The following is a 22,870-nucleotide window of genomic DNA, read 5'->3' on the forward strand; positions in this document are numbered from 1 at the left end:
GGTCAGTCCTCCTTCTGGGTCCGGTCGGTCCGGGACCGCTGCCCCGGGGCGGTCCAGTTGCGCTCGCGGGCCAGCCGGAGGCCGGCCAGCGTCGCCTTGCCGCCGGTCGGGCCCTCGTCGGCACGGCCGTCGGGGAAGCCGGCCAGCACTCGCTCGGCCTCGCGCCAGGTGCAGATCGTCGCACCGCGCGGCGACTTCACCTCGTTGCCCTCGCGCAGGTCGTCGACCAGCTTGGTGGCCGACTCCGGCGTCATGTCGTCGAAGAACTCCCAGTTCACCATCATCACCGGCGCGTAGTCGCAGGCGGCGTTGCACTCCAGGTGCTCGAGGGTGATCTTGCCGTCCTCGGTGGTCTCGTCGTTGCCGACGTCGAGGTGCTGCTTGAGCCGGTCGAAGATCAGGTCGCCACCCATCACGGCGCAGAGCGTGTTGGTGCAGACCCCGACGTGGTAGTCGCCGACCGGGCGGCGCTTGTACATCGTGTAGAAGGTCGCCACCGCGGACACCTCGGCGCCGGTCAGCTCGAGCAGGTCGGCGCAGATCTCGATGCCCTCCGGGGTGACCCGGCCCTCCACCGACTGCACCAGGTGCAGCATCGGCAGCAGCGCCGACCGGGCCTGCGGGTACCGCGCCATGATCTCGCGCATCTCCGCGATCGTGGCGTCGGTGATCTTCGAGTCACCGGTGCTGTACGGCACCGGCTTGTCGGTTGCGGTCGCGTGGTTCTCGGCCATCTATCGGTCCACTCCACCCATCACCGGGTCAAGGCTGGCGACGGCGACGATCACGTCGGCGACCTGTGCGCCCTCGCACATGATCGGCATCGCCTGCAGGTTTGCGAAGGACGGGTCACGGAAGTGCGCCCGGTACGGCTTGGTGCCGCCGTCGGAGACCAGGTGGCAGCCGAGCTCACCACGCGGCGACTCGAGGGCGACGTACGCCTGGCCGGCCGGCACCCGGAAGCCCTCGGTGACCAGCTTGAAGTGATGGATCAGTGCTTCCATCGACTCGCCCATGATGTGCTTGATGTGGTCGAGGGAGTTGCCCATCCCGTCGGAGCCGACGGCCAGCTGGCTCGGCCAGCCGATCTTCTTGTCGGCCACCATCACCGGCTCGCCTTCCATCTTCGCCAGCCGGTCGGCGCACTGCTCGACGATCTTCAGCGACTCGTGCATCTCCTGCAGCCGGACCCGGAACCGCCCGTAGGAGTCCGCGGAGTCCCAGGTCGGTACGTCGAAGTCGTACGTCTCGTAGCCGCAGTACGGCTGGGACTTGCGCAGGTCCATCGCGTAGCCGGTCGAGCGCAGCGGCGGGCCGCTGATGCCGAGGGCCATGCAGCCGGCCAGATCCAGGTAGCCGACGTTCTGCAGCCGGGCCTTGAAGATCGGGTTCGCGTTGCAGAGCTCGGCGTACTCGGGCAGGTGCTTGTTCATCCAGGTGATGTACTCGCGGATCTTGTCCAGCGCACCCGGCGGCAGGTCCTGGGCGACACCGCCCGGCCGGATGAACGCGTGGTTCATCCGCAGGCCGGTGATCAGCTCGAACAGGTCGAGTGTCATCTCCCGCTCACGGAAGCCGATCGTCATCACGGTCAGCGCGCCGATCTCCATGCCACCGGTGGCGATGCAGACCAGGTGGCTGCTGATCCGGTTGAGCTCCATCAGGAGCACCCGCATCACGTTCGCCTTCTCGGGGATCTGGTCCTCGATCCCGAGCAGCCGCTCGACCGCGAGGCTGTAGGCCGCCTCGTTGTAGAACGGCGACAGGTAGTCCATCCGGGTGCAGAACGTGACGCCCTGCACCCAGGAGCGGAACTCCATGTTCTTCTCGATACCGGTGTGCAGGTAGCCGATGCCGCAGCGGGCCTCGGTCACTGTCTCGCCCTCGATCTCGAGGATCAGCCGGAGTACGCCGTGGGTGGACGGGTGCTGCGGCCCCATGTTGACGACGATGCGCTCTTCGGGCTCGTCGCCGAGGCCGGCCACGACCGCGTCCCAGTCCTGACCGGTGACGGTGAAGACCTTGCCCTCGGTGGTGTCGCGAGTGGTCGCGTACGGGTCTGACGGTGTCGAATGTGTTTGGGTCATCAGTTGTACGACCTCCGCGTGTCGGGCGGTGGGATGACGGCGCCCTTGTACTCGACGTCGATCCCGCCGAGCGGGTAGTCCTTGCGCTGCGGGTGGCCCGGCCAGTCGTCGGGCATCTGGATCCGGGTCAGCGCCGGGTGACCGTCGAAGACGATGCCGAAGAAGTCCCAGGTCTCGCGCTCGTGCCAGTCGTTGGCCGGGTAGACCGAGACGACGGACGGGATGTGTGGGTCGCTGTCGGGCGCCGACACCTCCAGCCGGATCCGGCGGTTGTGGGTGATCGACAGCAGGTGGTAGACGGCGTGCAGTTCGCGGCCGGTCTCGTGGGGGTAGTGCACCCCGCTGACACCGGAGCAGAACTCGAACCGCAGCGCCTCGTCGTCGCGCAGGTGCCGGCAGACATCGACCAGATGCTCGCGCTTGATGTGCAGGGTCAGCTCGCTGCGGTCGACCACGACCTTCTCGATCGCGCCGTCGCCGGCCAGGCCCTCGAGCCGGTCGGTCGCGCCGTCGAACCACGAGCCGTACGGCTTCGGCGTACCGCCGGGCAGTGCGACCTGGCGGCGCAGGCCGCCGAAGCCGGAGGTGTCACCGGTGCCGCGGACACCGAACATGCCCTCGCGCTGGTCCACCACCTCGGCCGCCGGGGTCTGAGCGTCACCGGCCGCCGACGTCGCCGGCAGGTTCTCGGGTTGCGTGTCGCTCACCGGAGAAGCCCCTTCATCTCGATCGTCGGGGCAGCGGCCAGCGCGGCCACCTCCCGCTCCTGCAGCTCCGCGCGCTTGTTGGCGCCGAGCTTGCTGTGCTGGATCTTGTCGTGCAGCTTCAGGAACGCGTCCAGCAGCATCTCCGGCCGCGGCGGGCAGCCGGGCAGGTACATGTCGACCGGTACGACGTGGTCCACGCCCTGCACGATCGCGTAGTTGTTGAACATGCCGCCGGACGACGCGCAGACACCCATCGCCAGCACCCACTTCGGGTTCGGCATCTGGTCGTAGATCTGGCGCAGTACCGGGGCCATCTTCTGGCTCACCCGGCCGGCCACGATCATCAGGTCGGCCTGCCGCGGCGACGCCCGGAAGACCTCCATGCCGAAGCGGGCGGCGTCGTACCGCGGCGCACCCGTCGTCATCATCTCGATCGCGCAGCAGGCGAGCCCGAAGGTTGCCGGCCACAACGACGCCTTCCGCATGTAGCCGGACAGGCCCTCGATGGTGGTCAGCAGTACGCCGGCCGGAAGCTGTTCCTCAACACCCATAGTTCAGTCCCACTCCAGTCCGCCCCGACGCCACACGTAGGCGTACGCGACGAAGACGGTGACGATGAAGATGACCATCTCGATCAGCCCGAACAGCGCCATCTGGTCGAAGGCGACCGCCCAGGGGTAGAGGAAGATGATCTCGATGTCGAACACGATGAAGAGCATCGCGGTGATGTAGTACTTGACCGGGAACCGCCCGCCACCGACCGGCTGCGGGGTCGGCTCGATCCCACACTCGTAGGAGTCGAGCTTGGCCCGGTTGTAGCGCTTGGGTCCGACCAGCGCGCTCGTCACCAGAGTGCCCGCCACGAAGATCGCCGCGAGCACACCGAGAACGAGGATCGGTACGTAAGGGTGCATCGTTCTCGTGCTCCCTCTCCTTCAGCCGGTGGTCTTGTCTGTCTGTGTTTCGGAACAGCACTGTGTTATCAGTACCGCTGTGGGTCAGCTCACCCGCCCCGCCGGTCAGGCCGCCGGTGCGAGCTTGGTGAGACCGTTGATGATCTTGTCCATCACGTCGCCGTCGCGCGGGTCGGTGAGGTTGGCCAGCAACTTCAAGGTGAACTTCATCAAAGTGGTGCGCGGCAGACCGTACTTCGTGCACAGCCGCATCACCTCCGGATTTCCGATCAGCTTCACGAAGATCCGGCCGAGCGTGTAGTAACCGCCGTACTCCTGCTTCAGCGCCTTCGGGTACGCCGACAACGCGCGCTCCCGCTGGTTCGGCTGCCGGTGCAGGGCCTGGGCGGCGACCTCGGCGGCGAACGCCCCGGACTCCATCGCGTACGGGATGCCTTCGCCATTGAACGGGTTGACCATGCCGCCGGCATCACCCAGCAGCATGAGTCCGCGGGTGTAGTGCGGCTGCCGGTTGAAGCCCATCGGCAGCGCCGCCCCACGAATCGGGATGGTCTGGAACTCGTCGCGGAACTGCCACTCCTCCGGCGTGTTCTTCAGCCACTGCTTCAGCAGGTCGGCGTAGTCGACCTTGCCGAACGCGTCGGAGGTGTTCAGGATGCCGAGCCCGACGTTGACGGTGCCGTCGCCCATCCCGAAGATCCAGCCGTACCCGGGCAGCAGCACCCGCTGGCCCGGCTGCTTGGGGTCGTCGGCCCACAGCTCGAGCCACGACTCGAGGTAGTCGTCGTCGGTCCGCGGGCTGGTGAAGTACGTCCGTACGGCGACACCCATCGGCCGGTCGTCGCGCTTGTGCAGGCCCATCGCGATGCTGAGCCGCGACGAGTTGCCGTCGGCGGCCATCACCAGCGGCGCCCGGAACTCCACGTCGGCGCCCGCCCGCCGGCCGTTGTCGTCGACCGGCTTCGCGGTGACGCCGACGATGTGGCCCCGGTCGTCCAGGATCGGGCCGCTCACGTTGGTCCGCTCGCGCAGCCGCGCCCCGGCCTTCACGGCCTGCCGGGCGAGCATGTCGTCGAAGTCCATCCGGTTCCGGGTCAGGCCGTAGTTCGGGTGGCTGGCCAGGTCCGGCCAGTCGAGTTGCAGGACGTGCCCGGCGCCCTGGATCCGCAGACCGTAGTTGCGGATCCAGCCGGCCTCTTCGGAGATGTCGATGCCCATGTTGATGAGCTGCTTGGTGCCCCGCGGGGTGAGCCCGTCGCCGCAGACCTTCTCCCGCGGGAACGCGGTCTTCTCCAGCAACAGGACGTCGAGTCCGGCGTTGGCCAGGTGGTACGCCGCGGCCGAGCCTGCGGGTCCGGCGCCGACGACGATCACATCAGCGGTCTCCGCCTGCTGCCCGTTCGGCACGCTCTGGCTCATCTCGATCCCGGCCTGGAAGTTGGGGGGTGTGCGCTCGTGAAGCGATTCACGAATGCTCGTCATCCGACAGTCTAGAACTGCCTGACTTCGACACGAAACCGGCCCGGAATCCCTTGGTAGCAACCGATTTACGCGCGGCTTTCCTTGCGAAAATTAGACCGGCTTCACCGCGCGGTGGATGGCGACCAGACCACCGGTCAGGTTGCGCCACTGGACGCGGGTCCAGCCGGCGTCCTCGATGGTGCGAGCCAGCGGTTCCTGGGCCGGCCAGGCGCGGACCGACTCGGCCAGGTACTCGTAGGCCTCGGGGTTCGTCGACACCGCCTTCGCGACTACCGGCACGGCACGCATCATGTACTCCAGGTAGGCGACCCGGAACGGCTTCCAGGTCGGATGCGAGTTCTCCAGTACGACGAGCCGCCCGCCGGGCCGGGTCACCCGGAGCATCTCGCGCAGCGCGACCGTGACGTCGTTCACGTTCCGCAGCGCCCACGAGATCGTCACCACGTCGAACGTGTCGTCGGCGAACGGGAGCCGCAGCGCGTCCCCGGCGATCAGGTCGAGCTCGGGGTAGCGGCGTTTGCCGACCCGGAGCATGCCGACCGAGAAGTCGCACGACACCACCTCGGCGCCGGCCTCCCGCAATTTGATGCTGGACGCGCCGGTCCCAGCGGCCAGGTCGAGGATCTTCAGCCCCTTGCGCGGCGCGATCTCGGCCAGCGTGGCCGGCCGCCAGTGCAGCTTCTCCAGACCCATCGTCGCCACCGCGTTGGTCCGGTCGTACCCCTCGGCCACGTTGTCGAACATGGCCGCCACGGCATGCGGTTCCTTGCTGAGATCTGCGCGGGTCACATGTCTAGTTCATCACGGGCGTGACAGGCACCGAAATTCGCTGGACATCGGACAGGCATACGCTTGCATCTCGTGAGTGCATCTCCAGGGAGGCGGCCGGCCATCGTGATCCGGGGCCGGAGCGCGAGCGAGGAGGGGTCCTGTGGCCTTGTCTGACCCGGTCCGATCCGGTCATCAGCCCGCTCCCCATCTAGTGATCCGCAGCCAGCCCGCCGACGGAGTGTCGGCGCAGCTGATGGACCATCTGCCGCCCGACGGCGGACTGGCCTGGGTACGACGTGGCGACGGTCAGGTCGGCTGGGGCGTCGCCGCCCGGCTCGACGTTGCCGGTGGCAACCGCTTCCAGGAGGCGGTGGACTGGTGGAACGAGCTGACCGCGGCTGCGGTGATCCGCGACGAGGTCGGCGTACCAGGCTCGGGACTGGTCTGCTTCGGGTCGTTCGGCTTCACCGATCAGGACCCGAGTGAGCTGGTCGTCCCGGAGGTGATCGTCGGCCGCCGGGGCGGCACCACCTGGGTGACCACGATCTCGCTCGCCAGCTCGTTGCCCGCACTTCCCGATCTCGTCACCAACGAGCCGTCGCCGGTGTACGACGTGACGTTCGCGGACGGGGCCCGGTCCGGCACGGACTGGTCGAGCATCGTCGCGGACGCCGTGCAGCGGATCACCGCCGGCGAGCTGGACAAGGTGGTGCTGGCCCGCGACCTGATCGCGATCGCCGCGCAGCCGATCGACCTGCGCTGGCCGTTGCGCCGGCTGTCGACGTCGTACCCGAACTGCTGGACGTTCTCCGTCGACGGGCTGATCGGCGCCACCCCGGAGCTGCTGGTCCGGCGGGAGAAGGGCCTGATCACGTCCCGCGTGCTGGCCGGGACCATCCGCCGTACCGGCGACGACGCGCACGATCTGGCGCTGGCCGCATCGCTGGCCCGGTCCAGCAAGGACCTGGAGGAGCACGAGTACGCCGTACGGTCGGTGGCCGACGCGCTCAAGCCGCACTGCAAGTCGATGAACGTGCCCGAGACGCCGTTCGTGCTGCACCTGCCGAACGTGATGCATCTGGCCACCGACGTCGCCGGCGTCGCCGCGAACGGAGCGAACGCGCTCGGCCTGGCCGCCGCGCTGCACCCGTCCGCCGCGATCTGCGGTACGCCGACCTCCGTCGCGCGCGACCTGATCGGTGAGGTCGAGGGCATGCAGCGCGGCCGGTTCAGCGGACCGGTCGGCTGGATGGACGCGGCCGGGGACGGCGAATGGTGCATCGCGCTGCGCTGCGGTCAGGCCGACCCTGACGACCCACGCCGGATGCGGCTGTTCGCCGGCGCGGGGATCGTGGCGGGCTCCAACCCTGTGGCCGAGCTGGCCGAGACGAACGCCAAGCTGGTTCCGATGAGAGACGCGTTGGGAGACTGAGAGTGAAGCTCACGAAGTTCGCACATGCCTGTGTCCGGCTGGAGAAGGACGGCAAGGTCCTGCTGGTCGATCCGGGCACGTTCAGCGAGGCGGCCGCGTTCGAGCGCGCCGACGCGATCCTGGTCACGCACGAACACCAGGACCACCTCGACATCGAGCGGGTCCAGGCGCTCGACGTCCCCGTCTACACGAACGCCGGTGTCGCCGCGCAGCTGACCGAGCTGGGCGACCGGGTGCACGTGATCGCCGGCGGGCAGTCGTTCGAGACGGCCGGCTTCTCGATCAGTGCCTACGGCAAGGACCACGCGGTGATCCTGCCTGAGTGGGGTGTTCCGTGCGAGAACATCGGCTTCCTGATCGACGACGCCGTCTACCACCCCGGTGATTCCTTCACCCAGCCCGATCGCGCCGTCCACACCAACCTCGTCCCGATCTCCGGCCCGTGGTTCTCGCTCCCGCCGGCAGTGGACTACGCCCGCTCGGTGAAGTCCGAGCAACTCGTCGGCATCCACGACGCCCTGCTCAGCCCGATCGGGCTCGGCATGTTCCCCCGGTTCCTCAACTCCGACGAACGCCCCTTCGTCGGCCTCGCCCCCGGCGAGTCGACCGAGATCAACTGAAGGCGTAACCGACGAAGTCCTGGACCGGGCGGTAGCCGATCGCGGCGTAAATCTTGTTCGAGGTCGGGTTGGCGAGATCGGTGTGGAGGCAGACCTGATTGCCTCCGTCGTGCAGGCGACGGGTCACCTCGGCGGTCAAGGCGCTGGCGTAGCCGTGGCCGCGGAAGTCCGGTGGGGTGTAGACCGGACCGACGCGGACCACGCCGAAGACCGGGCTTTGGTGGCCGACCATGCTGACGATGCGGTCGTCGTCCTCCCACACCCACAGGCGTTCTCGCGCGATCCGTTGCTCCAGCCAGCGGCGGTCTTCGGCGACACCTTCGCCAGGGTGGCCGACGTCGGCGCGAAAGGCGCCGACCATCGGAGTGAGGACGGTCAGGTCGGCCTCGGTCGCCGGCCGCGGCGTGCCGTCGGCCTTCTGCTCGACGAACTCCTCGAGCTTGTGCAGGCGGACCCGCTCGGCTTCGAGGACGCTTCGGCCGGTCCGCGCTGAGTACAGCTCGGCGAACAAGCGCGCGGCGTCCGCCGAGCCCGCGACTCCGCTGGCCCGCGGTGCGGCCTCGGCCAGTACATCGACCACGAGCGGCACCAGCCCGGCCGGCAGATTGCCCAGGTTGATACCGCGCAACGCCGTACTCAGGACCGTGCCGACCACCTCGTCACCGTCGTGCACCGAGACGAACACCGGTGGCTCCGGATCGTTCAGGATGCCGCGGATCCGGTCGGCGGTGTTGCTCAGGACGCCGGTGTTGAGCACCGGATCGCGTTGCAGGAAAGGGAAAGCGAGGTCCTTGAACGCGGCCGGATCACTGGTGGTTCGGACGATCATGCGGTGAACTCCACATCGACGAAGTCGGTCAGCGGGCGGTAACCGGCCTGGTGATAGATCTTGTTCGAGGTCGGGTTGGCGAGGTCGGTGTAGAGGCAGGCCTGGTTGCCCTGCGCAAGGATCTCGGCGGAGACGTGACTGGTCAGGGCTCCGGCGTACCCGTGCCGCCGCTGCTCGGGCGGCGTGTAGACCGGCCCGACCCGGCAGACCCCGAAGATCGGGAGGTGGTAGCCGACCATGCTCACCGGCTCACCGTCCGCCGCCCAGATCCACATGGTCTGCTGCCGCAGTTGCCGCTCCGCCCACTCCCGGTAGCCGGTCCCCAGCTCCTCGGCGAACCCGTCGTTCCCCCAACTGCTGACCAGGTCGACCTCGTCCGCGCGCATCGGCCGCGGACTGCCCCCGTCCGCTGGCAGCGGCGTGAGTTCGCCCAGCTTGTGCAGCCGGGTGCCCTTGGTCTCGGTCGCCCGACCACCCCGCCGCTCGCACCACCGCGCCGCGAACCGCCGGGCGGCCGGGCGATCCCCCGCGACACCGCTCAGCTCCGGCAGTACGTCGACGTACGCATCGGCAATCACCTCCGCGAGGTCCTCCCGCAGCGCGCCGAGGTACACCCCGCGGCCCGGGGTCCGCATCGCGACGCCGACCACGTCGCCGTCGTGGACAGAGACGAAGTACGACGGCTCGTCCTCGGCGCGGGCGGTCCCGTTCGCGCGCTCATGGACGTTGCTCATGATGATCGTGTGCAGCACCGGATCCTGTTGCAGGAAAGGGAACACCGTCCGCTCGAAGGCCCCCGGGTCACTCGTCACACGCACGTCCATGCCCCCGGAGAGTACGCCTTCGACCTTGTTTGCGTCGCCCGGATTTACACTGCGAACATGTCCACCACGCGGTTGCTGTTGCTCGGGGTCGTGCGGATCTTCCAGCCGGCCTACGGCTACCAGCTGCGCCGCGAGCTGCTCACCTGGAACGTGCAGGACTGGGCGAACATCAACCCGGGCTCGGTCTACACCGGTCTCCGCACCCTGGCCAAGCACGGGTACCTGCAGGAGCTCGAGCAGGACGGCGCCCACCGGCCCGGGCGTACGTCGTACAAGCTGACGACCGACGGTGAGACGGAGTACTTCTCGCTGCTGCGGCAGATGTTGTGGACCGTGGACGGCTTCCACCCGGACCGGATGCAGGCGGCGCTGGTCTTCCTGTGGTCGCTACGGCGGGACGAGGTGCTGGCCGCACTCGAGGCGCGGATCGTGCAGATGGAGCAACGCCTGAAGGCCGAGCCGTTCGCGGAGCGCCAGATCGAGGAGGACCCCGGTACGCCGAACCACGTGGTGGAGATGTTCCGCATCAGCACCGCCCGCGACAACGGCGAACTCGAATGGACCCGCAGCTTCCGCCGCCGGGTCCTCGACGGCGCCTACGCCTTCGCCGGCGAACCAGCCGACTGGAAACCCTACCCCGGCATGGTCACCCACTGGGGCGAAATCCCCGACCCACCCACCGAGTGAGGTCGCGCCCCCCTCTCCGGGACAACCGAGCTGAGCCGGCCAGCCCTGATTCGTGGATCGTGGTTGCCGACATGCCGGCGATTCGCACCCGGATCCGCGACTCGACGACAGATCTCCGGGGACGGGGGGACCTTGATGCACGACTCGGCGATCGGGCAGTTCGATTAATCAACATTGACTAGTCAAGGTTGAGTATTCCAGACTGGCGGGATGATGATCGAAGCTCGCGGACTTGTCCGCACCTTCAAGACCAAGCGCGGGCCGGTGCAGGCCGTGCAGGGGGTAGACCTGGATGTCGCCGACGGGGAGATCGTCGGCTTTCTCGGCCCGAACGGGGCCGGCAAGACCACCACGCTGCGGATGCTGGCGACCCTGATCAAGCCGACCAGCGGAACCGCGACGGTGGCAGGCTGCGACCTGGCCAGGGATCCGGTCGGCGTTCGCCGCGGCATCGGTTACGTGCCGCAGAGCGGGTCGACGCTGCCCGAGGCGGTCGCCGGTGACGAGGTCGTCGACCACGCCCGCCTGTACGGCGTACCGAAGGCCAAGGCGATCGCGGACGGGCAACGGCTGTTCGAGGAGCTCGACCTGCCCGGCCTGTGGCGGCGGCAGTGCAAGACGCTGTCCGGTGGCCAGCGGCGCCGGCTGGACATCGTGATGGGCCTGGTCCACGATCCGAAGCTGATCTTCCTGGACGAGCCGACCACCGGCCTCGACCCGCAGGCGCGGGCGAATCTGTGGGAGCACATCCGCGGCCTGCGCGACCGCGGCGCGACGATCTTCCTCACCACGCACTACCTGGACGAGGCGGACGCGCTCTGCGACCGGATCCTGGTCATCGACCACGGCAAGATCGTTGCCTCCGGCACCCCGGAGGTACTGAAGCAGCAGGTCTCCGGCGACGCGGTCCGGCTCAGCCTGGCCGACGCCACCCAGGCTCCCGCGGTGAGCAAGATCGCGGCCGATCTCCAAGGCGCGGTCGAGGTCGAGACCGACGGCGACGTGGTCGGCTTCCGGATCCCCCAGGGTGGTTCGGTGCTGCCCGGCCTGCTCCGCTCGATCGATGCCCAGGGCATCGAACTGCACGGCGTCGAGGTGCATCGCCCGACCCTCGACGACGTGTTCCTGACCATGACCGGTCGCTCCCTGCGGGACGAGGACGCCCCCGCGCCCGCACCCGAGAAGGACGCAGAGAAGGAGGCCGTGGCATGACTGCGCCAGCCCTGACCCGACTCCACTACCCCGGCAACGTGCTCCGCGAGACCTGGATCGTGTTCCACCGGGCGATGCGGTTGTCGCTGCGCAACCCGATGTGGTCCATCCTGATGCTCAGCCAGCCGCTGATGTACCTGTTCCTGTTCGGCCCGCTGCTGAAGCCGATCACCGCGCAGATCAGCCAGGGCACGACCACGAACGCCTACCAGGTGTTCATCCCGGGCCTGATCGTCCAGCTCGGCATGTTCGGCGCGATGTTCGTCGGCTTCGGCCTGATCGCGGAGTACCGGGCCGGCGTGATCGAGGCCGACCGCGTCACCCCGGCGTCCCGGATCGCCCTGATGGCCGGGCGAGTACTGCGCGATGTCGTCGTACTCGTGGTCCAGTCGATCCTGCTGCTGCTCGCCGCTCTCCCGCTCGGCCTGCGCGCCCCGTGGGACGGCGTACTGCTGTCGCTGGTGGTCGTCGCCCTGCTCGGCGCGACGTTCGCCTCGCTGTCGTACTCGGTCGCGCTCATCACCAAGAGCGAGGACGCGTTGGCCCCGCTGCTGAACGGGATCGCCATGCCGTTGCTGCTGCTGTCCGGCATCCTGCTGCCGATGCAGATCGGCCCGACCTGGTTGCAGCGGCTGTCCGACATCAGCCCGCTCAAGCACGTCGTGACCGGCGTCCGGGCACTGTTCCGCGGCGACATCAGCAGCAGCGCGTCGCTGTGGGGCCTGTTCTGGGTGGTCCTGCTGACAGTCATCGGCCTGGCGGTCGGCGCTCGGACCTTCCGGAAGGAATCCGCTTAGGTAAGCCGTTGTTCATCAGTGGGTTGCATGGCCGGGTTAGCGTCCGGCCATGCGCTCGCCGATGGTCCGTGGGCTCGTCGGCTCCGTCGTAGTCGCCCTGGCGAGTCTGGTGACGTCGGTGGTGCCGCCTTCCTCGTGGGTCGCCGCGCTGCCGATCGCCGGCGACCTGCGGCACTCCTTGCCAGGCCGGATGGCCGGACTGACGTTCATGGTGGCCGGACTCGGCTTGATGGCCTGGGCCTGGCTGACCATGGGCCGCCAGGTCATGACCGGGCAACGGGCGCCGCTGCTGCGGATGGCGGCGTACTGGAGTGCACCGCTGCTTCTCATCCCGCCACTGTTCAGCCGCGACGCCTGGAGCTACGCGGCGCAAGGCGCACTGGTCGCCGAGGGCTACAACCCGTACGACGTGGGCCCCGGCGTACTGTCCGGCCACATCGTCGAGGCAGTCGACCCGATGTGGATGCAGACACCCGCGCCGTACGGTCCACTGCCACTCGCGTACGGCGGTCTGGTCGCGCACCTGACGATGGACCCGTACCTCCTGATGCTGGCCCACCGGCTCCTCGCCGTACTGGGCATCGTGCTGATCGCTTGGGCCGTACCGCGGCTCGCAACTGCCTGCCGCGTGGATCCGACCTTCGCGACCTGGCTGGTGGTGCTGAACCCGATGCTGATCACCCATGGCATCGGCGCCGCCCACAACGACGTACTGATGCTCGGACTGGCCTGCAGCGCGTTCGCTCTGGCCCTCACGGGCAGATGGGGTACGGCGGCCGTCGTAGCGGGTGCCGCGGCTGCGGTGAAACTGCCGGGCGGGCTAGTGGTGATCGCTATCGCCGCAGTGATGAGCCCGCTGGCCGGACGGGCGCTGCGGTTCGCCAGTCTGGTGATCGCGGGAGCAGTCTCGGTGCTCACGCTCGTCACCATCGGCGAACTGACCGGTGTGGGCTCGGGCTGGATGGGTGCGCTCGACGTACCCGGACTGGTCCGCTCGCCGTTCTCCATCGCCAACCTGATCGGCATGGCGGCTTCCGGCGTACTGCAGTGGTTGGGCGACGACTCAGCGGCTCAACAGGCGCTGCAGATCGTCCGCCTGGTCGGAATGGTCGTGGCGGTCAGCCTGATCGCCGTACTGAGTTTGCGTTCGTCGATCCACCACGCTGCCCGGGCTGTGGGCATCGCACTGCTGGCCGTGGTCCTGCTGGGTCCCAGCGCGCACGACTGGTACTTCCTGTGGTGTCTGCCGTTCCTGGCCGTCGCCCGGCCGGGCCGCCGGCTGATCACGACCATGACCGCGGTCAGCCTCATCTTCACCATCGCCGCGCCACTCAACTCGTCGCTGCGCGGCGCGACGATCCCGATCCTCACCACGACTGCGCTGGTGATCGCCTCGGTCCTGCCATTGCTCAACCACCTGCGCACGCTGCATCCGGCGAGGAAAGTGGCGACGGCCGAGGTGCCGCCCAGCAGCCCGGTTACGACTGGCTGAGTGCGGCCACAAGCGCCTCGTTCAGAGGCCGGTGGCTGCTCCGAGGAATGCGCGCTTCCACAACGTCCAGACCGGCGACCGTCGGCGAGAGCGCAGCTCGGAGTGCGTCCGGCGTCTCCACGAGTTTGTACGGCGTACCCGTGGCGGCGCACAGCGCGGCGAGGTCCACGTTGTGCGGAGTGCCGAAGACGCGCTCGAAATGGGTGGAGTGGGTCGGGTCGCCCTGCTCGAGGGTGGAGAAGATGCCGCCGCCGTTGTCGTTCACCACCACGATGCGCAGGTCGGGCCGGGCTTCGTCGGGACCGATGACGAGCCCATTGCTGTCGTGCAGGAACGCCAGGTCGCCGATCAGCGCGTGCGTCGGGCCGGCGTTCGCCAGCGCGGCGCCGATCGCGGTCGAGATGGTGCCGTCGATCCCGGCCAGGCCGCGGTTGGCGATGGTCCGGATCGGGACGACCGGGGCGAGGTCGAGGTCGCGCACCGGGTTCGACGAGGCGACCACGAGCATGCCGTCGGCACCGACCGCCTCGCCGACGATCGCCGCGACGCGCGGTCCGCTCAGGGTGTCGGCGAGCACCTTGTCGATCGCCGGACGCGCCAGCTGGTCCGCCTGCTGCCATCTGTCCAGCCAGTTGGTTGCATCGGCCGCGGTGACCTCCAGCCCGGTGACGACGGCCTTCGCCCGGCGGGCCGGATCCGGCCACAGCCCGGTCGGCGAGACCACGACCACCTCGACGTCCGGCCGCGCCAGCAACCTGGAGATCGGCCGCGACAGCGTCGGGTGCCCGAACACCAGTACCCGCTCGATCTCAGCCGCCAAAGAGCTTGCCTGCAGCAACAAGCGGTACGCCGTGATCACCGACGGACCGATCCGGGCCCGGCTGGACGGCTCCGCGAACAGCGGCCACTGACCCGCCTCGGCCACCAACCGCGCGGCCTGCGACGCGCCGTCCCCCGCGACCACCACGGTCTTCGGGCCTGGCGCCACCGCCGACGGCGGCCCGGCTGCGGCATGCACGGCGGTCCACGGCCCAGTACTGCGCCCAGACAGCGACTCCGGCCACTCAGGACCGTCCGTCGGCACCAGTGGCTCCGACAACGGGCAGTTGAGCTGCACCGGCCCCGGATCGGCGGACCGCGCGCCCACTGCGTTGGCCACGGCCCGCGCGACCTGCGAGCGCCAGTACGCGACCTGACCGATCTCGCGGACCGGCGTACCCATCTCGTGGAACAGCCGGACCGCGGAGCCGAACACCTTCAGCTGGTCCGTCGTCTGATTGGCACCGCTCCCCCGCAACGCCGGCGGCCGGTCCGCGCTCAGCACGATCAACGGCAGTCCACTGTGCGATGCCTCGAGCACAGCCGGGTGCAGGTTGGCCACCGCAGTACCGGACGTTGTCACCACGGGCACTGGCAGTCCGGTCCCCCGGATCAGGCCGATGGCTAGGAATCCCGCCGTACGCTCGTCGATCCGGACGTGTAGCCGAAGTCTGCCGTCCCGGTCCGCAGCGGCGAAGGCCAGCGCCAGGGGGGCGCTCCGCGAGCCCGGAGCCACCACGGCCTCGCGGACGCCGTTCCGGATCAGCTCGTCGACGACCACCGTCGCGAACGCTGTGGACGGGTTCATCCGGCACTCCTCTTCTGCACTCGGGTCATCCGCTCTTCCCACACCGCGGTCCTGGACTCTGATGCGCGGGCCGCTTCCAGCAGTGCTGGGTCCGGCTGCACCCGCTTCACCGACAGCAAGCCGTCCACCGGCAGCAGCGGCTCAGCCACGACCTCTTGCGTGAACATCGACACTGTGGCCAGCCCGCAGGCGTAGGGCAGTTCCGGCAGCGCAGCGGCGAGGGCGACGCCGGCAGCGATCCCTACTGAGGTCTCGAGCGCGGACGACACCACGACGGGCAGTCCGATCTGCTCAGCGATCTCCAAGCACGCACGCACTCCACCGATGGGCTGCACCTTCAGAACCGCGATGTCCGCCGCGTCCAGCTTCTTCACCAGCAAGGGGTCTTCGGCCCGGCGGATCGACTCGTCCGCCGCAACCAGCACGTCGGTGCGTCGCCGGACCGCAGCCAACTCCTCCACGGTCGCGCACGGCTGCTCGACGTACTCCAACTCGAAGCGCTTGAGCTCCTTGAGGCATCGCACGGCCTCGTCGACCGTCCACGCACCATTGGCGTCGATCCGCACCCGGCCCGATCCGATGGCGTCCCGGACCGCTTCGAGGCGCTCCACATCGTCCGCGAGTGTCTGGCCCGGCTCGGCCACCTTCACTTTCGCAGTGCTGCAGCCGGACGCTCTCACGATCTTCGCCGCCGTCACCGGGCCGACCGCCGGCACAGTGCAGTTCACCGGTACGACGTCCCGCACCGGTGCCGGCCACCCGTCGTCAGCTGCCTCACGCGCCGCCCGCAACCAGGCCACGCAGGTCGCGTCGTCGTACTCCAGGAACGGGCTCCACTCGGCCCAGCCCGCGGGTCCCTCGAACAGCATGCCCTCGCGGAGGGTGATGCCCCGGAACCTGTTCTTCAACCCGATCGAGTAGGTGATCACCGCACGCCCTCCAGCAGCGCCTGGCGGTCAACCTTGCCCGAGGCAAGCATCGGCAACGCGTCCAGCCGGATCACGTCCCGCGGCGCCCAGGTCCGCGGCAGCACCTCCGCCACGAAATCCCGCACCTCGTCCCGACCCGGACCGCCGGGCTTGGTGACCACGAACGCCACCACCCGCGTCCCCCACTCCGCGTCCGGAACCCCCAGCACCGCAGCGTCCGCCACCTGCGAATGCTCGAGCAACCGCGCCTGCACAGTCGTCAGCGTGACGTTCACCCCGCCCGAGATCACCACGTCATCCACCCGACCGACCACTCGCAGCCGCCCGTTCACGAACTCGCCGCGGTCCTGGGTCCGGAACCACCCGTCCCGCAGCACCTCCGCGGTGAGCTCCGGCCGCAGCCGGTACCCGGAGAACAGTGTGCTGCCCTTGATCAGGATCCGCCCGTCGTCCAAGTCGATCCACGTCCCGTCCAGCGGCTCCCCGGCGTACACACATCCGCTGCCCGTCTCGGTCATGCCGTACGCCGGGATCGCAGTGATGCCGGCCTCCGCCGCTCGGGCCTTCAGAGGTGCCGGTGTGGAGGCGCCACCGATGACGATCGCGTCGAACGATCGCAATGCGTCCAGGTCGGTGTCCAGATAGCGCGCCAGCTGGGTCGGCACCATCGCCGTGTAGCGCCGGGACCCGGTCATGGCCTTGGCGCTCGCGGTGAAGCTCTCGCCGAGCATCACCGGTGCCAGGCCGGCCACCACCGAGCGAGTGAGGATCTGTAGGCCGCCGACGAAGTACGGCTTCATCGGGAGCAGCCACTGGCCCGTTCCGCCGAGGCGGTCGTGGGTGGCGACCGCGGACGCGAGCAAGGCCTCTCGGGAGAGCAGCACACCCTTGGGCTCACCGGACGACCCGGAGGTGGTCAGCACCACCGCACAGTCGTCCTCCAGCGGCTCATCCGGCGCCGCGGCCTGCCGGACACGGGCGGCCGCCGCCGGATCGGACGGTACCGGTGCGAACGGCGTACCGCTGCCGTCCAGTACGCCGGTGAGCGCGGACAACACGGCATCCGGAGTACCGGGGACCAGGCGCAAGGTAGACATGTCAGTCCGAGCGTACGGCCCTCGTTGCGGGTGCCGACCGAGTGGCTGACACAATCGACGGTCATGGCTACCCCTGCCCAGTGGATCGAAGGCGCGCGCCCACGGACGCTGCCCGCCGCGATCTCCCCTGTCCTCGTCGGAACCGGTGCGGCGGCGTACCTGGACGGCTTCGTCTGGTGGAAGGCACTGCTCGCCCTCGGCGTCGCTCTGGCCCTCCAGATCGGGGTCAACTACGCCAACGACTACAGCGATGGCATCCGCGGCACGGACGAGAACCGGGTCGGCCCACTGCGTCTGGTCGGCTCCAAGGTCGCCACTCCGAGACAGGTGAAGACCGCAGCGTTCACCTGCTTCGGCGTGGGCGCCGTACTCGGAGTGATCCTGTGCGCCACCTCCAACTGGTGGCTACTGGTCGCCGGCGCGGCCTCACTGATCGGAGCGTGGTTCTACACCGGCGGCAAGCGGCCGTACGGGTACCGCGCACTGGGTGAGGTCAGCGTCTTCCTCTTCTTCGGACTGGTCGCCGTACTCGGCACCACCTACGTGCAGGCCGAGACGCTCAGCTGGACAGCGGTCGCCGGCGCGGTCGCCGTCGGCTCCATCGCCTGCGCCCTCCTGGTCGCGAACAACCTCCGCGACATCCCCACCGACACCACCACCGGCAAACGCACCCTGGCCGTAGTCCTCGGCGCTTCCCGCTCACGAAAGCTGTACGCCGCGCTCGTCGCACTCGCATTCGTCCTTGCGGCCGTCTCGGCGATCGCAACCCCATGGACACTGCTTGCCTTCATCGCGCTGCCTCTCGCCGTCAAGGCGGTCCGAGTAGTCCTGAGCGACGCCGTCGGCCCAGCCCTCATCCCAGTCCTCAAGAACACCGGCCTGACCGAACTCCTCTACGCCATCGGATTGGCCATCGGCCTCGCCCTCGGCGGCTAGCGTCTGCCACCCGAGGAGGCCTCGATCGGGCAGCGTGTCGCGCATTGTTCCGAGACCGCCCGGTTCCATTCCTACGGTGGGTAACGATTGCACACGCTTTGTCGATACCCGGGACGTGCACGCGTTGACGTGTTTGGGTCAGGAGCGCATCCTGGCATCACGTCTGTAGGGGGATCATGGGGTCGATTTGGGAGACCAGATTCAACAATCATCCGCTCTGGGCGCTGATCAATCAGATCACTGGCGAACTCAATGGCCTCGCGCTGCCGGATGATGTGGGCTTAGCGGATTCACTGTCGCGCCTGCAGTGGCTGGTCGAGACAATTGATGCGCATCGGCAGGAAGACCCGCGACGCTACTCGACGCGCATGCTGGACAATGTCCACATTCATATCGCGGCACACGTGCAGCCCCACCTCTCTCAGTATGCGCGGGATCCCGACGGTTTCGCGTCGCACCTGCGGACTGCCGCTGACGGCATCGACGCTGTGCTCGAGCACCTGGGAACCTGGCCGCCGCTGAGTCCGAAAGGTGCCGGGCAAGCCGCGCGGAAGGCGCACTCACAGTACGAAGCCTCGATGAAGGTTTCGCTCGAGGCTCTCCAAGGAGATCGAGATCAGCTACTTCGCCAGGTGGAGGAAATTCGTCAGGCCGTCGCAGTCACGATCACGCAGTACAAGGAAGAGCTGGAGAAGGAGATCAAGGATTCGCTGGAGCTGCAGATCTCGGCTAGTACGCAGACTTATCGGGCGAACCTCGATGAGCTCGAGGAAACGCTCATGACGGCCGTACTCGGGGCAAGTCGAGACTTGGCCAGCTTGACGGAGATGCGATCCCAGGGTGCGAATGTCTTGACTGCGCTTACTCAACAGGCGGTCGCCGACAGCTACGGAGAGAATGCGCGCAACAAGGCGTTCGCCGGGTGGACCTGGGATTTGCTGGGACTTGCGGTCGGCGGGGTTCCGCTGGTCATCCTCCTGACCCACTACTTCAGCTCGGATTCAAATGTCCTGTCATCGACGACCATCACCTTGACCAGGCTCGGGATCGCCCTCACAGCAATCGGGCTCGCCTGTCTCTGCTTCCGCCGCGGGTCCGTCAATCATCGTGAATCACGAAGAGCCAAGCGAGCCGATCTTCGGCTGCGGACCGTCCATGGATTCATCGCCAATCAACCCGAAGAGGTCAGGGAGGCTGTGCTCGAGGGCATGGCGAACCGAATCTATCTCCAAGGCATTTTGGAGGGCGACGACGACCACGACGGCGGACGTGTGGAGTTGGGCACCTACCTCGCCCGGTCCCGAGCCCGACACCAGGCGGACTACCTGTAGGCACGCGTGGGTTACACCGGCCCGGGCTCGCTCCAGTGGCCGGTGGTTGCGAAGGCTTCGAGGGTTGTCATGTACGGCGTGATGTCGATGCCGCTCGTCCGTAGCCAGGCGTCGTCGTAGTACGTGTTGCCGTAGCGTTCGCCGCTGTCGCAGAGGAGTGTGACGATGCTGCCGCGGACCCCGGTACGGCGCATCTCCGCGGCCAGCCGCAGCGAGCCCCACAGGTTGGTGCCGGTCGAGCCACCCACCAGGCGGCCGGTGACGCGGGAGCAGAAGCGCATCGCGGCGATCGAGGCGGCGTCGGGGACCGAGATCATCCGGTCGACCACACCGAGCACGAACGACGGCTCGACGCGGGGCCGGCCGATGCCTTCGATGCGGGACGGGCGACCGGTGGAGTAGTCGTCGTCACCGGCTTCGAAGGCGGGGAAGAAGGCCGAGTTCTCCGGGTCCACGACCGCGACCGAGGTGTCGTAGCGCTGGTACCGGACGTAGCGGCCGATGGTGGCGGACGTGCCGCCGGTGCCGGCGCCGACCACGACCCAGGCCGGGATCGGATGCTGCTCGAGCTTCAGCTGACCGAAGATCGACTCGGCGATGTTGTTGTTGCCCCGCCAGTCGGTGGCGCGCTCGGCGTACGTGAACTGGTCCATGTAGTGGCCGCCGGTCTCCTCGGCCAGCCGCTTGGCTTCGCCGTAGATCTGGCCGGAGCGCTCGACGAAGTGGCAGCGGCCGCCGTAGAACTCGATCAGCTCGACCTTCTCCGGGCTGGTCGAGCGCGGCATCACCGCGACGAACGGCAGGCCGAGCAGGCGGGCGAAGTACGCCTCGCTGACCGCGGTCGAGCCGCTGGACGCCTCGATCACCGTGGTGCCCTCGTGGATCCAGCCGTTGCACAGCGCATACAGGAACAGCGAGCGAGCCAGCCGGTGCTTGAGCGAGCCGGTCGGGTGCACGGACTCGTCCTTCAGGTACAGGTCCACGCCGGTGCCGTCCGGCATCGGGAACACGTGCAGGTGGGTGTCCGCGCTGCGGTTCGCGTCCGCGTCCACGATCCGGATCGCCTCCGAGACCCAGGCCCGCGCCTTGTCGTCCCGGCGATCCACCTCACGACACACCCCGTCAACCTCACTCATGCGGGCCAGGCTAGGGCGTACAGCGCGATTTGAGTATTCCTACGCTCAGCAATCACCGCTCCCGGCCGAAAGGATGGGACCCATGGTGCCCCTGGGATTCGAACCGCACTTCTCCACCGGTGACGTGGTGCTGATCGCGGTGGTCGTCATCGGCTTCGGCGTACTGACGGCTCTGCCTGCGACCGCCACGCTCGCCGCGGTCGGACACCGGCGCGGCGGGCAGCACCGCGGATGGAACGCGTTCTGGTACTGGTTATGGGGCACCGCCCTCACGCTGGGGAGCGTGGTCGCCTTCCTCTACCTGCACCTCTCATGGTGGTCGATCCCGCTGAGCTGGCCACTCCCGCTGCTGCTCGCGTGGGCACTCAATACCAGGACGCGGCGACCCGGCGGCGAGCTAGGTTGGGGTGACATGACGACTGGGCAGGGGGAGCGATGAGCGAGAACGACGATCGGCCGACGCGGCATCGGACGACGCTGACCGATATCAGTTCGCGAGCGTGGGAGCACCCGGCGGACCGGGGCGCGCTGGTGGCCCTGCGGCAGCTGAAGGGCTTCGACTACGTCCTGCGGAAGATGTCCGGGATGATCAACGAGCGGGCCTTCCGGCTGCAGTTCCTCGGCGGGGCGATCCGGGTCGACGAGCGGCAGTTCCCGGACATGCACCGGCTCTTCACCGAGGCAGGTACGACGCTCGACGTCCGGCAGCTGCCCGAGTTGTACGTGACCAACAGCCCGATCTGGAACGCCGTCACGATCGGCATGGACAAGCCGTTCATCGTGGTGAACAGCGCCCTGCTGCAGGGCCTGGACGAGGAGGAGCTGCGGTTCATCCTCGGTCACGAGCTCGGCCACGCACAGAGCGGGCACGCGCTCTACCAGTCGCTGCTGCTGTGGCTGATGCGGCTGACCGGCGCGATCAACTGGATGCCGATCGGCGCGCTGGGCCTCCGCGCGATCATCGCCGCCCTGCACGAGTGGTCCCGCAAGGCCGAGCTGTCCGGCGACCGGGCCGGCCTGCTCGCGGTCCAGGACCCGGCGGTCGCGCTGCGCGTCCAGATGAAGCTGGCCAGCGGCGGTCAGCTCGGCGAGCTCGACACCACGGCCTTCCTCGCGCAGGGGACGGAGTACGAGAGCGCCGGCGACCTGCGCGACAGCGTGCTGAAGCTGCTGCTGCTCGAGGCGCAGACGCACCCGATGGCTGTGATCCGCGCGCACGAGCTGCGGCGCTGGGTCGACGACGGCGAGTACACGACGATCGTCTCCGGCGACTATCCGAAGCGCCAGGACGACGCCACGGCGTCCATGTCCCAGGAGGCGAAGAACGCGGCCAAGTCGTACACCGACGCCTTCAACCGCTCCCAGGACCCGCTGGCCAAACTGGTGCGGGACATGGGCGACGGCCTGGGCGGCGTCCGCGACTGGGTCTCCTCCAAGTTCCCACCGCCGCGCGCCTGATGATCGAGCTACAAGACATCGGGCCGGACGACTGGAAGCTCTGGCGCGAACTCCGGCTGGCCGCGCTCACGGAAGCGCCGTACGCGTTCGGCTCTCAGCTCGCGGACTGGGCGGACGCGCCCGAGGACCGCTGGCGTGAGCGGCTCAGCGTGCCCGGCGCGTATCAGCTGATCGCTTCGCTCGACGGTACGCCGGTCGGCATGGCCGGCGGACTCCTTGCCGAGGAGCCCGAGGCCGCCGAGCTCGTGTCGATGTGGATCGCCCCGGCCGGCCGCGGCCAGGGTGTCGGTGACGCACTGATGACCGCGATCGAGGACTGGGCCCGTGACGCCGGCGCCCGGGTCCTGAAGCTGTCGGTTGTCGACGGCAACGACCCGGCGCACAACCTCTACCTCCGAAGCGGTTTCGCCGACACCGACGAGCTGGGCGACCTGATGGCGGACGGTATCCACCGCGAGATCGTGATGCGCAAGCCGCTCTGACCCTCGAGTACGACGAAAGG

24 protein-coding genes are annotated in these 22,870 nt (G+C 68.4%); 11 read left to right on the forward strand and 13 right to left on the reverse strand.

Annotated elements, in window-relative coordinates; genetic code table 11:
- Nucleotides 1–2: 2 nt before the first annotated feature.
- The 7 genes from nuoE to OG558_RS06915 all read right to left on the reverse strand — a co-directional run bounded on the left by nuoE (nucleotide 3) and on the right by OG558_RS06915 (nucleotide 5,979).
- On the reverse strand, nucleotides 3–734 hold the full coding sequence (gene nuoE, locus OG558_RS06885; protein ID WP_405069450.1) for an NADH-quinone oxidoreductase subunit NuoE: 732 nt from the start codon (nucleotides 732–734) through the stop codon (nucleotides 3–5).
- Nucleotides 735–2,087: an NADH-quinone oxidoreductase subunit D gene (locus OG558_RS06890; RefSeq protein ID WP_405069451.1), complete on the reverse strand. Its 1,353-nt coding sequence runs from the start codon at nucleotides 2,085–2,087 to the stop codon at nucleotides 735–737.
- Nucleotides 2,087–2,794: an NADH-quinone oxidoreductase subunit C gene (locus OG558_RS06895; protein WP_405069452.1), complete on the reverse strand. Its 708-nt coding sequence runs from the start codon at nucleotides 2,792–2,794 to the stop codon at nucleotides 2,087–2,089. Before OG558_RS06895 ends, OG558_RS06890 begins: the two co-directional genes overlap by 1 nt.
- Nucleotides 2,791–3,345 carry an NADH-quinone oxidoreductase subunit B family protein gene (locus OG558_RS06900; protein WP_329482322.1) on the reverse strand — a complete coding sequence of 185 codons (555 nt, stop codon included), beginning with the start codon at nucleotides 3,343–3,345 and terminating at the stop codon, nucleotides 2,791–2,793. The genes OG558_RS06895 and OG558_RS06900 overlap by 4 nt, the downstream gene beginning before the upstream one ends.
- A 3-nt stretch (nucleotides 3,346–3,348) precedes the next feature.
- The gene (locus tag OG558_RS06905) at nucleotides 3,349–3,708 is read right to left on the reverse strand and encodes an NADH-quinone oxidoreductase subunit A (RefSeq protein WP_132147066.1); all 360 of its coding nucleotides are present in this window, start codon (nucleotides 3,706–3,708) and stop codon (nucleotides 3,349–3,351) included.
- Between the two features lie 105 nt (nucleotides 3,709–3,813).
- Nucleotides 3,814–5,127 carry a geranylgeranyl reductase family protein gene (locus tag OG558_RS06910; protein ID WP_328526922.1) on the reverse strand — a complete coding sequence of 438 codons (1,314 nt, stop codon included), beginning with the start codon at nucleotides 5,125–5,127 and terminating at the stop codon, nucleotides 3,814–3,816.
- Nucleotides 5,128–5,280: 153 nt separating this feature from the next.
- Nucleotides 5,281–5,979, reverse strand: coding sequence for a demethylmenaquinone methyltransferase (locus tag OG558_RS06915; protein WP_405069453.1), 699 nt, complete (start codon nucleotides 5,977–5,979; stop codon nucleotides 5,281–5,283).
- A 142-nt stretch (nucleotides 5,980–6,121) separates the two neighbouring features.
- Between OG558_RS06915 and OG558_RS06920 the strand changes: the two genes are divergently transcribed.
- Together OG558_RS06920 and OG558_RS06925 are read left to right on the forward strand one after the other, a co-directional pair.
- Nucleotides 6,122–7,393: an isochorismate synthase MenF gene (locus OG558_RS06920; protein ID WP_405069454.1), complete on the forward strand. Its 1,272-nt coding sequence runs from the start codon at nucleotides 6,122–6,124 to the stop codon at nucleotides 7,391–7,393.
- Nucleotides 7,394–7,395: 2 nt separating this feature from the next.
- A complete protein-coding gene (locus OG558_RS06925) occupies nucleotides 7,396–8,013 on the forward strand; it encodes an MBL fold metallo-hydrolase (RefSeq protein ID WP_405069455.1) in 618 nt (205 codons plus the stop codon).
- Here OG558_RS06925 and OG558_RS06930 read toward each other — a convergent pair.
- Nucleotides 8,006–8,842, reverse strand: a complete 837-nt coding sequence (locus tag OG558_RS06930) for a GNAT family N-acetyltransferase (RefSeq protein ID WP_405069456.1) — start codon at nucleotides 8,840–8,842, stop codon at nucleotides 8,006–8,008. The two genes, OG558_RS06925 and OG558_RS06930, sit on opposite strands and share 8 nt — an antisense overlap.
- Nucleotides 8,839–9,666: a GNAT family N-acetyltransferase gene (locus OG558_RS06935; protein WP_405069457.1), complete on the reverse strand. Its 828-nt coding sequence runs from the start codon at nucleotides 9,664–9,666 to the stop codon at nucleotides 8,839–8,841. Before OG558_RS06935 ends, OG558_RS06930 begins: the two co-directional genes overlap by 4 nt.
- Before the next feature lie 57 nt (nucleotides 9,667–9,723).
- On the opposite strand from OG558_RS06935, the gene OG558_RS06940 reads away from it, so the two are divergent.
- From OG558_RS06940 to mptB, 4 genes are all read left to right on the forward strand, one after another.
- Complete coding sequence (locus OG558_RS06940; protein ID WP_329482328.1) at nucleotides 9,724–10,353, forward strand: PadR family transcriptional regulator; 630 nt, start codon at nucleotides 9,724–9,726, stop codon at nucleotides 10,351–10,353.
- A gap of 210 nt (nucleotides 10,354–10,563) precedes the next feature.
- Entirely contained in the window at nucleotides 10,564–11,565 is a 1,002-nt protein-coding gene (locus OG558_RS06945) for an ATP-binding cassette domain-containing protein (RefSeq protein WP_405069458.1), read from the forward strand.
- Complete coding sequence (locus OG558_RS06950; RefSeq protein WP_405069459.1) at nucleotides 11,562–12,362, forward strand: ABC transporter permease; 801 nt, start codon at nucleotides 11,562–11,564, stop codon at nucleotides 12,360–12,362. The genes OG558_RS06945 and OG558_RS06950 overlap by 4 nt, the downstream gene beginning before the upstream one ends.
- Nucleotides 12,363–12,411: 49 nt before the next feature.
- Nucleotides 12,412–13,854 (forward strand): polyprenol phosphomannose-dependent alpha 1,6 mannosyltransferase MptB, encoded by a 1,443-nt coding sequence (gene mptB, locus OG558_RS06955; RefSeq protein WP_405069460.1) that lies wholly within the window; start codon nucleotides 12,412–12,414, stop codon nucleotides 13,852–13,854.
- On the opposite strand, the gene menD is transcribed toward mptB, so the two are convergent.
- Genes menD through menE form a run of 3 tightly spaced genes read right to left on the reverse strand, consistent with a single transcriptional unit; the run spans nucleotide 13,841 to nucleotide 17,507 of the window.
- Nucleotides 13,841–15,481, reverse strand: coding sequence for a 2-succinyl-5-enolpyruvyl-6-hydroxy-3-cyclohexene-1-carboxylic-acid synthase (menD, locus tag OG558_RS06960; protein WP_405069461.1), 1,641 nt, complete (start codon nucleotides 15,479–15,481; stop codon nucleotides 13,841–13,843). The two genes, mptB and menD, sit on opposite strands and share 14 nt — an antisense overlap.
- Nucleotides 15,478–16,410 (reverse strand): o-succinylbenzoate synthase, encoded by a 933-nt coding sequence (locus tag OG558_RS06965; protein ID WP_405069462.1) that lies wholly within the window; start codon nucleotides 16,408–16,410, stop codon nucleotides 15,478–15,480. The genes menD and OG558_RS06965 overlap by 4 nt, the downstream gene beginning before the upstream one ends.
- Complete coding sequence (gene menE / locus OG558_RS06970; RefSeq protein WP_405069463.1) at nucleotides 16,407–17,507, reverse strand: o-succinylbenzoate--CoA ligase; 1,101 nt, start codon at nucleotides 17,505–17,507, stop codon at nucleotides 16,407–16,409. Before menE ends, OG558_RS06965 begins: the two co-directional genes overlap by 4 nt.
- A gap of 63 nt (nucleotides 17,508–17,570) precedes the next feature.
- Between menE and OG558_RS06975 the strand changes: the two genes are divergently transcribed.
- Both OG558_RS06975 and OG558_RS06980 read left to right on the forward strand, forming a co-directional pair.
- A complete protein-coding gene (locus OG558_RS06975) occupies nucleotides 17,571–18,443 on the forward strand; it encodes a 1,4-dihydroxy-2-naphthoate polyprenyltransferase (RefSeq protein WP_329482335.1) in 873 nt (290 codons plus the stop codon).
- A 176-nt stretch (nucleotides 18,444–18,619) separates the two neighbouring features.
- Entirely contained in the window at nucleotides 18,620–19,774 is a 1,155-nt protein-coding gene (locus OG558_RS06980) for a hypothetical protein (RefSeq protein ID WP_329482336.1), read from the forward strand.
- 11 nt (nucleotides 19,775–19,785) lie between these two features.
- Here the strand turns inward: OG558_RS06980 and OG558_RS06985 are convergent, their stop codons facing one another.
- The gene (locus tag OG558_RS06985; RefSeq protein WP_329482337.1) at nucleotides 19,786–20,910 is read right to left on the reverse strand and encodes a PLP-dependent cysteine synthase family protein; all 1,125 of its coding nucleotides are present in this window, start codon (nucleotides 20,908–20,910) and stop codon (nucleotides 19,786–19,788) included.
- 82 nt (nucleotides 20,911–20,992) lie between these two features.
- Here OG558_RS06985 and OG558_RS06990 point away from each other — a divergent pair, with 82 nt between their 5' ends.
- The 3 genes from OG558_RS06990 to OG558_RS07000 are packed head-to-tail and all read left to right on the forward strand — an operon-like array spanning nucleotide 20,993 to nucleotide 22,850.
- Entirely contained in the window at nucleotides 20,993–21,349 is a 357-nt protein-coding gene (locus OG558_RS06990; protein WP_405069464.1) for a hypothetical protein, read from the forward strand.
- A complete protein-coding gene (locus tag OG558_RS06995) occupies nucleotides 21,346–22,368 on the forward strand; it encodes a M48 family metallopeptidase (protein ID WP_405069465.1) in 1,023 nt (340 codons plus the stop codon). Before OG558_RS06990 ends, OG558_RS06995 begins: the two co-directional genes overlap by 4 nt.
- Nucleotides 22,368–22,850 (forward strand): GNAT family N-acetyltransferase, encoded by a 483-nt coding sequence (locus tag OG558_RS07000; protein WP_329482340.1) that lies wholly within the window; start codon nucleotides 22,368–22,370, stop codon nucleotides 22,848–22,850. Before OG558_RS06995 ends, OG558_RS07000 begins: the two co-directional genes overlap by 1 nt.
- Nucleotides 22,851–22,870: the final 20 nt, after the last annotated feature.

The sequence above is a fragment of the Kribbella sp. NBC_01510 genome (assembly GCF_045040325.1).
Lineage (GTDB): Bacteria > Actinomycetota > Actinomycetes > Propionibacteriales > Kribbellaceae > Kribbella.

Bases quoted from the DNA above. Each gene is read 5' to 3' on its own strand.
- nuoE (WP_405069450.1), bottom strand. From the start codon at position 734: ATGGCCGAGAACCACGCGACCGCAACCGACAAGCCGGTGCCGTACAGC.
- OG558_RS06890 (WP_405069451.1), bottom strand. From the start codon at position 2,087: ATGACCCAAACACATTCGACACCGTCAGACCCGTACGCGACCACTCGC.
- OG558_RS06900 (WP_329482322.1), bottom strand. From the start codon at position 3,345: ATGGGTGTTGAGGAACAGCTTCCGGCCGGCGTACTGCTGACCACCATC.
- OG558_RS06905 (WP_132147066.1), bottom strand. From the start codon at position 3,708: ATGCACCCTTACGTACCGATCCTCGTTCTCGGTGTGCTCGCGGCGATC.
- OG558_RS06910 (WP_328526922.1), bottom strand. From the start codon at position 5,127: ATGAGCCAGAGCGTGCCGAACGGGCAGCAGGCGGAGACCGCTGATGTG.
- OG558_RS06930 (WP_405069456.1), bottom strand. From the start codon at position 8,842: ATGATCGTCCGAACCACCAGTGATCCGGCCGCGTTCAAGGACCTCGCT.
- OG558_RS06935 (WP_405069457.1), bottom strand. From the start codon at position 9,666: ATGGACGTGCGTGTGACGAGTGACCCGGGGGCCTTCGAGCGGACGGTG.
- OG558_RS06940 (WP_329482328.1), top strand. From the start codon at position 9,724: ATGTCCACCACGCGGTTGCTGTTGCTCGGGGTCGTGCGGATCTTCCAG.
- OG558_RS06945 (WP_405069458.1), top strand. From the start codon at position 10,564: ATGATGATCGAAGCTCGCGGACTTGTCCGCACCTTCAAGACCAAGCGC.
- OG558_RS06950 (WP_405069459.1), top strand. From the start codon at position 11,562: ATGACTGCGCCAGCCCTGACCCGACTCCACTACCCCGGCAACGTGCTC.
- mptB (WP_405069460.1), top strand. From the start codon at position 12,412: ATGCGCTCGCCGATGGTCCGTGGGCTCGTCGGCTCCGTCGTAGTCGCC.
- menD (WP_405069461.1), bottom strand. From the start codon at position 15,481: ATGAACCCGTCCACAGCGTTCGCGACGGTGGTCGTCGACGAGCTGATC.
- menE (WP_405069463.1), bottom strand. From the start codon at position 17,507: ATGTCTACCTTGCGCCTGGTCCCCGGTACTCCGGATGCCGTGTTGTCC.
- OG558_RS06975 (WP_329482335.1), top strand. From the start codon at position 17,571: ATGGCTACCCCTGCCCAGTGGATCGAAGGCGCGCGCCCACGGACGCTG.
- OG558_RS06980 (WP_329482336.1), top strand. From the start codon at position 18,620: ATGGGGTCGATTTGGGAGACCAGATTCAACAATCATCCGCTCTGGGCG.
- OG558_RS06985 (WP_329482337.1), bottom strand. From the start codon at position 20,910: ATGAGTGAGGTTGACGGGGTGTGTCGTGAGGTGGATCGCCGGGACGAC.
- OG558_RS06990 (WP_405069464.1), top strand. From the start codon at position 20,993: ATGGTGCCCCTGGGATTCGAACCGCACTTCTCCACCGGTGACGTGGTG.
- OG558_RS06995 (WP_405069465.1), top strand. From the start codon at position 21,346: ATGAGCGAGAACGACGATCGGCCGACGCGGCATCGGACGACGCTGACC.
- OG558_RS07000 (WP_329482340.1), top strand. From the start codon at position 22,368: ATGATCGAGCTACAAGACATCGGGCCGGACGACTGGAAGCTCTGGCGC.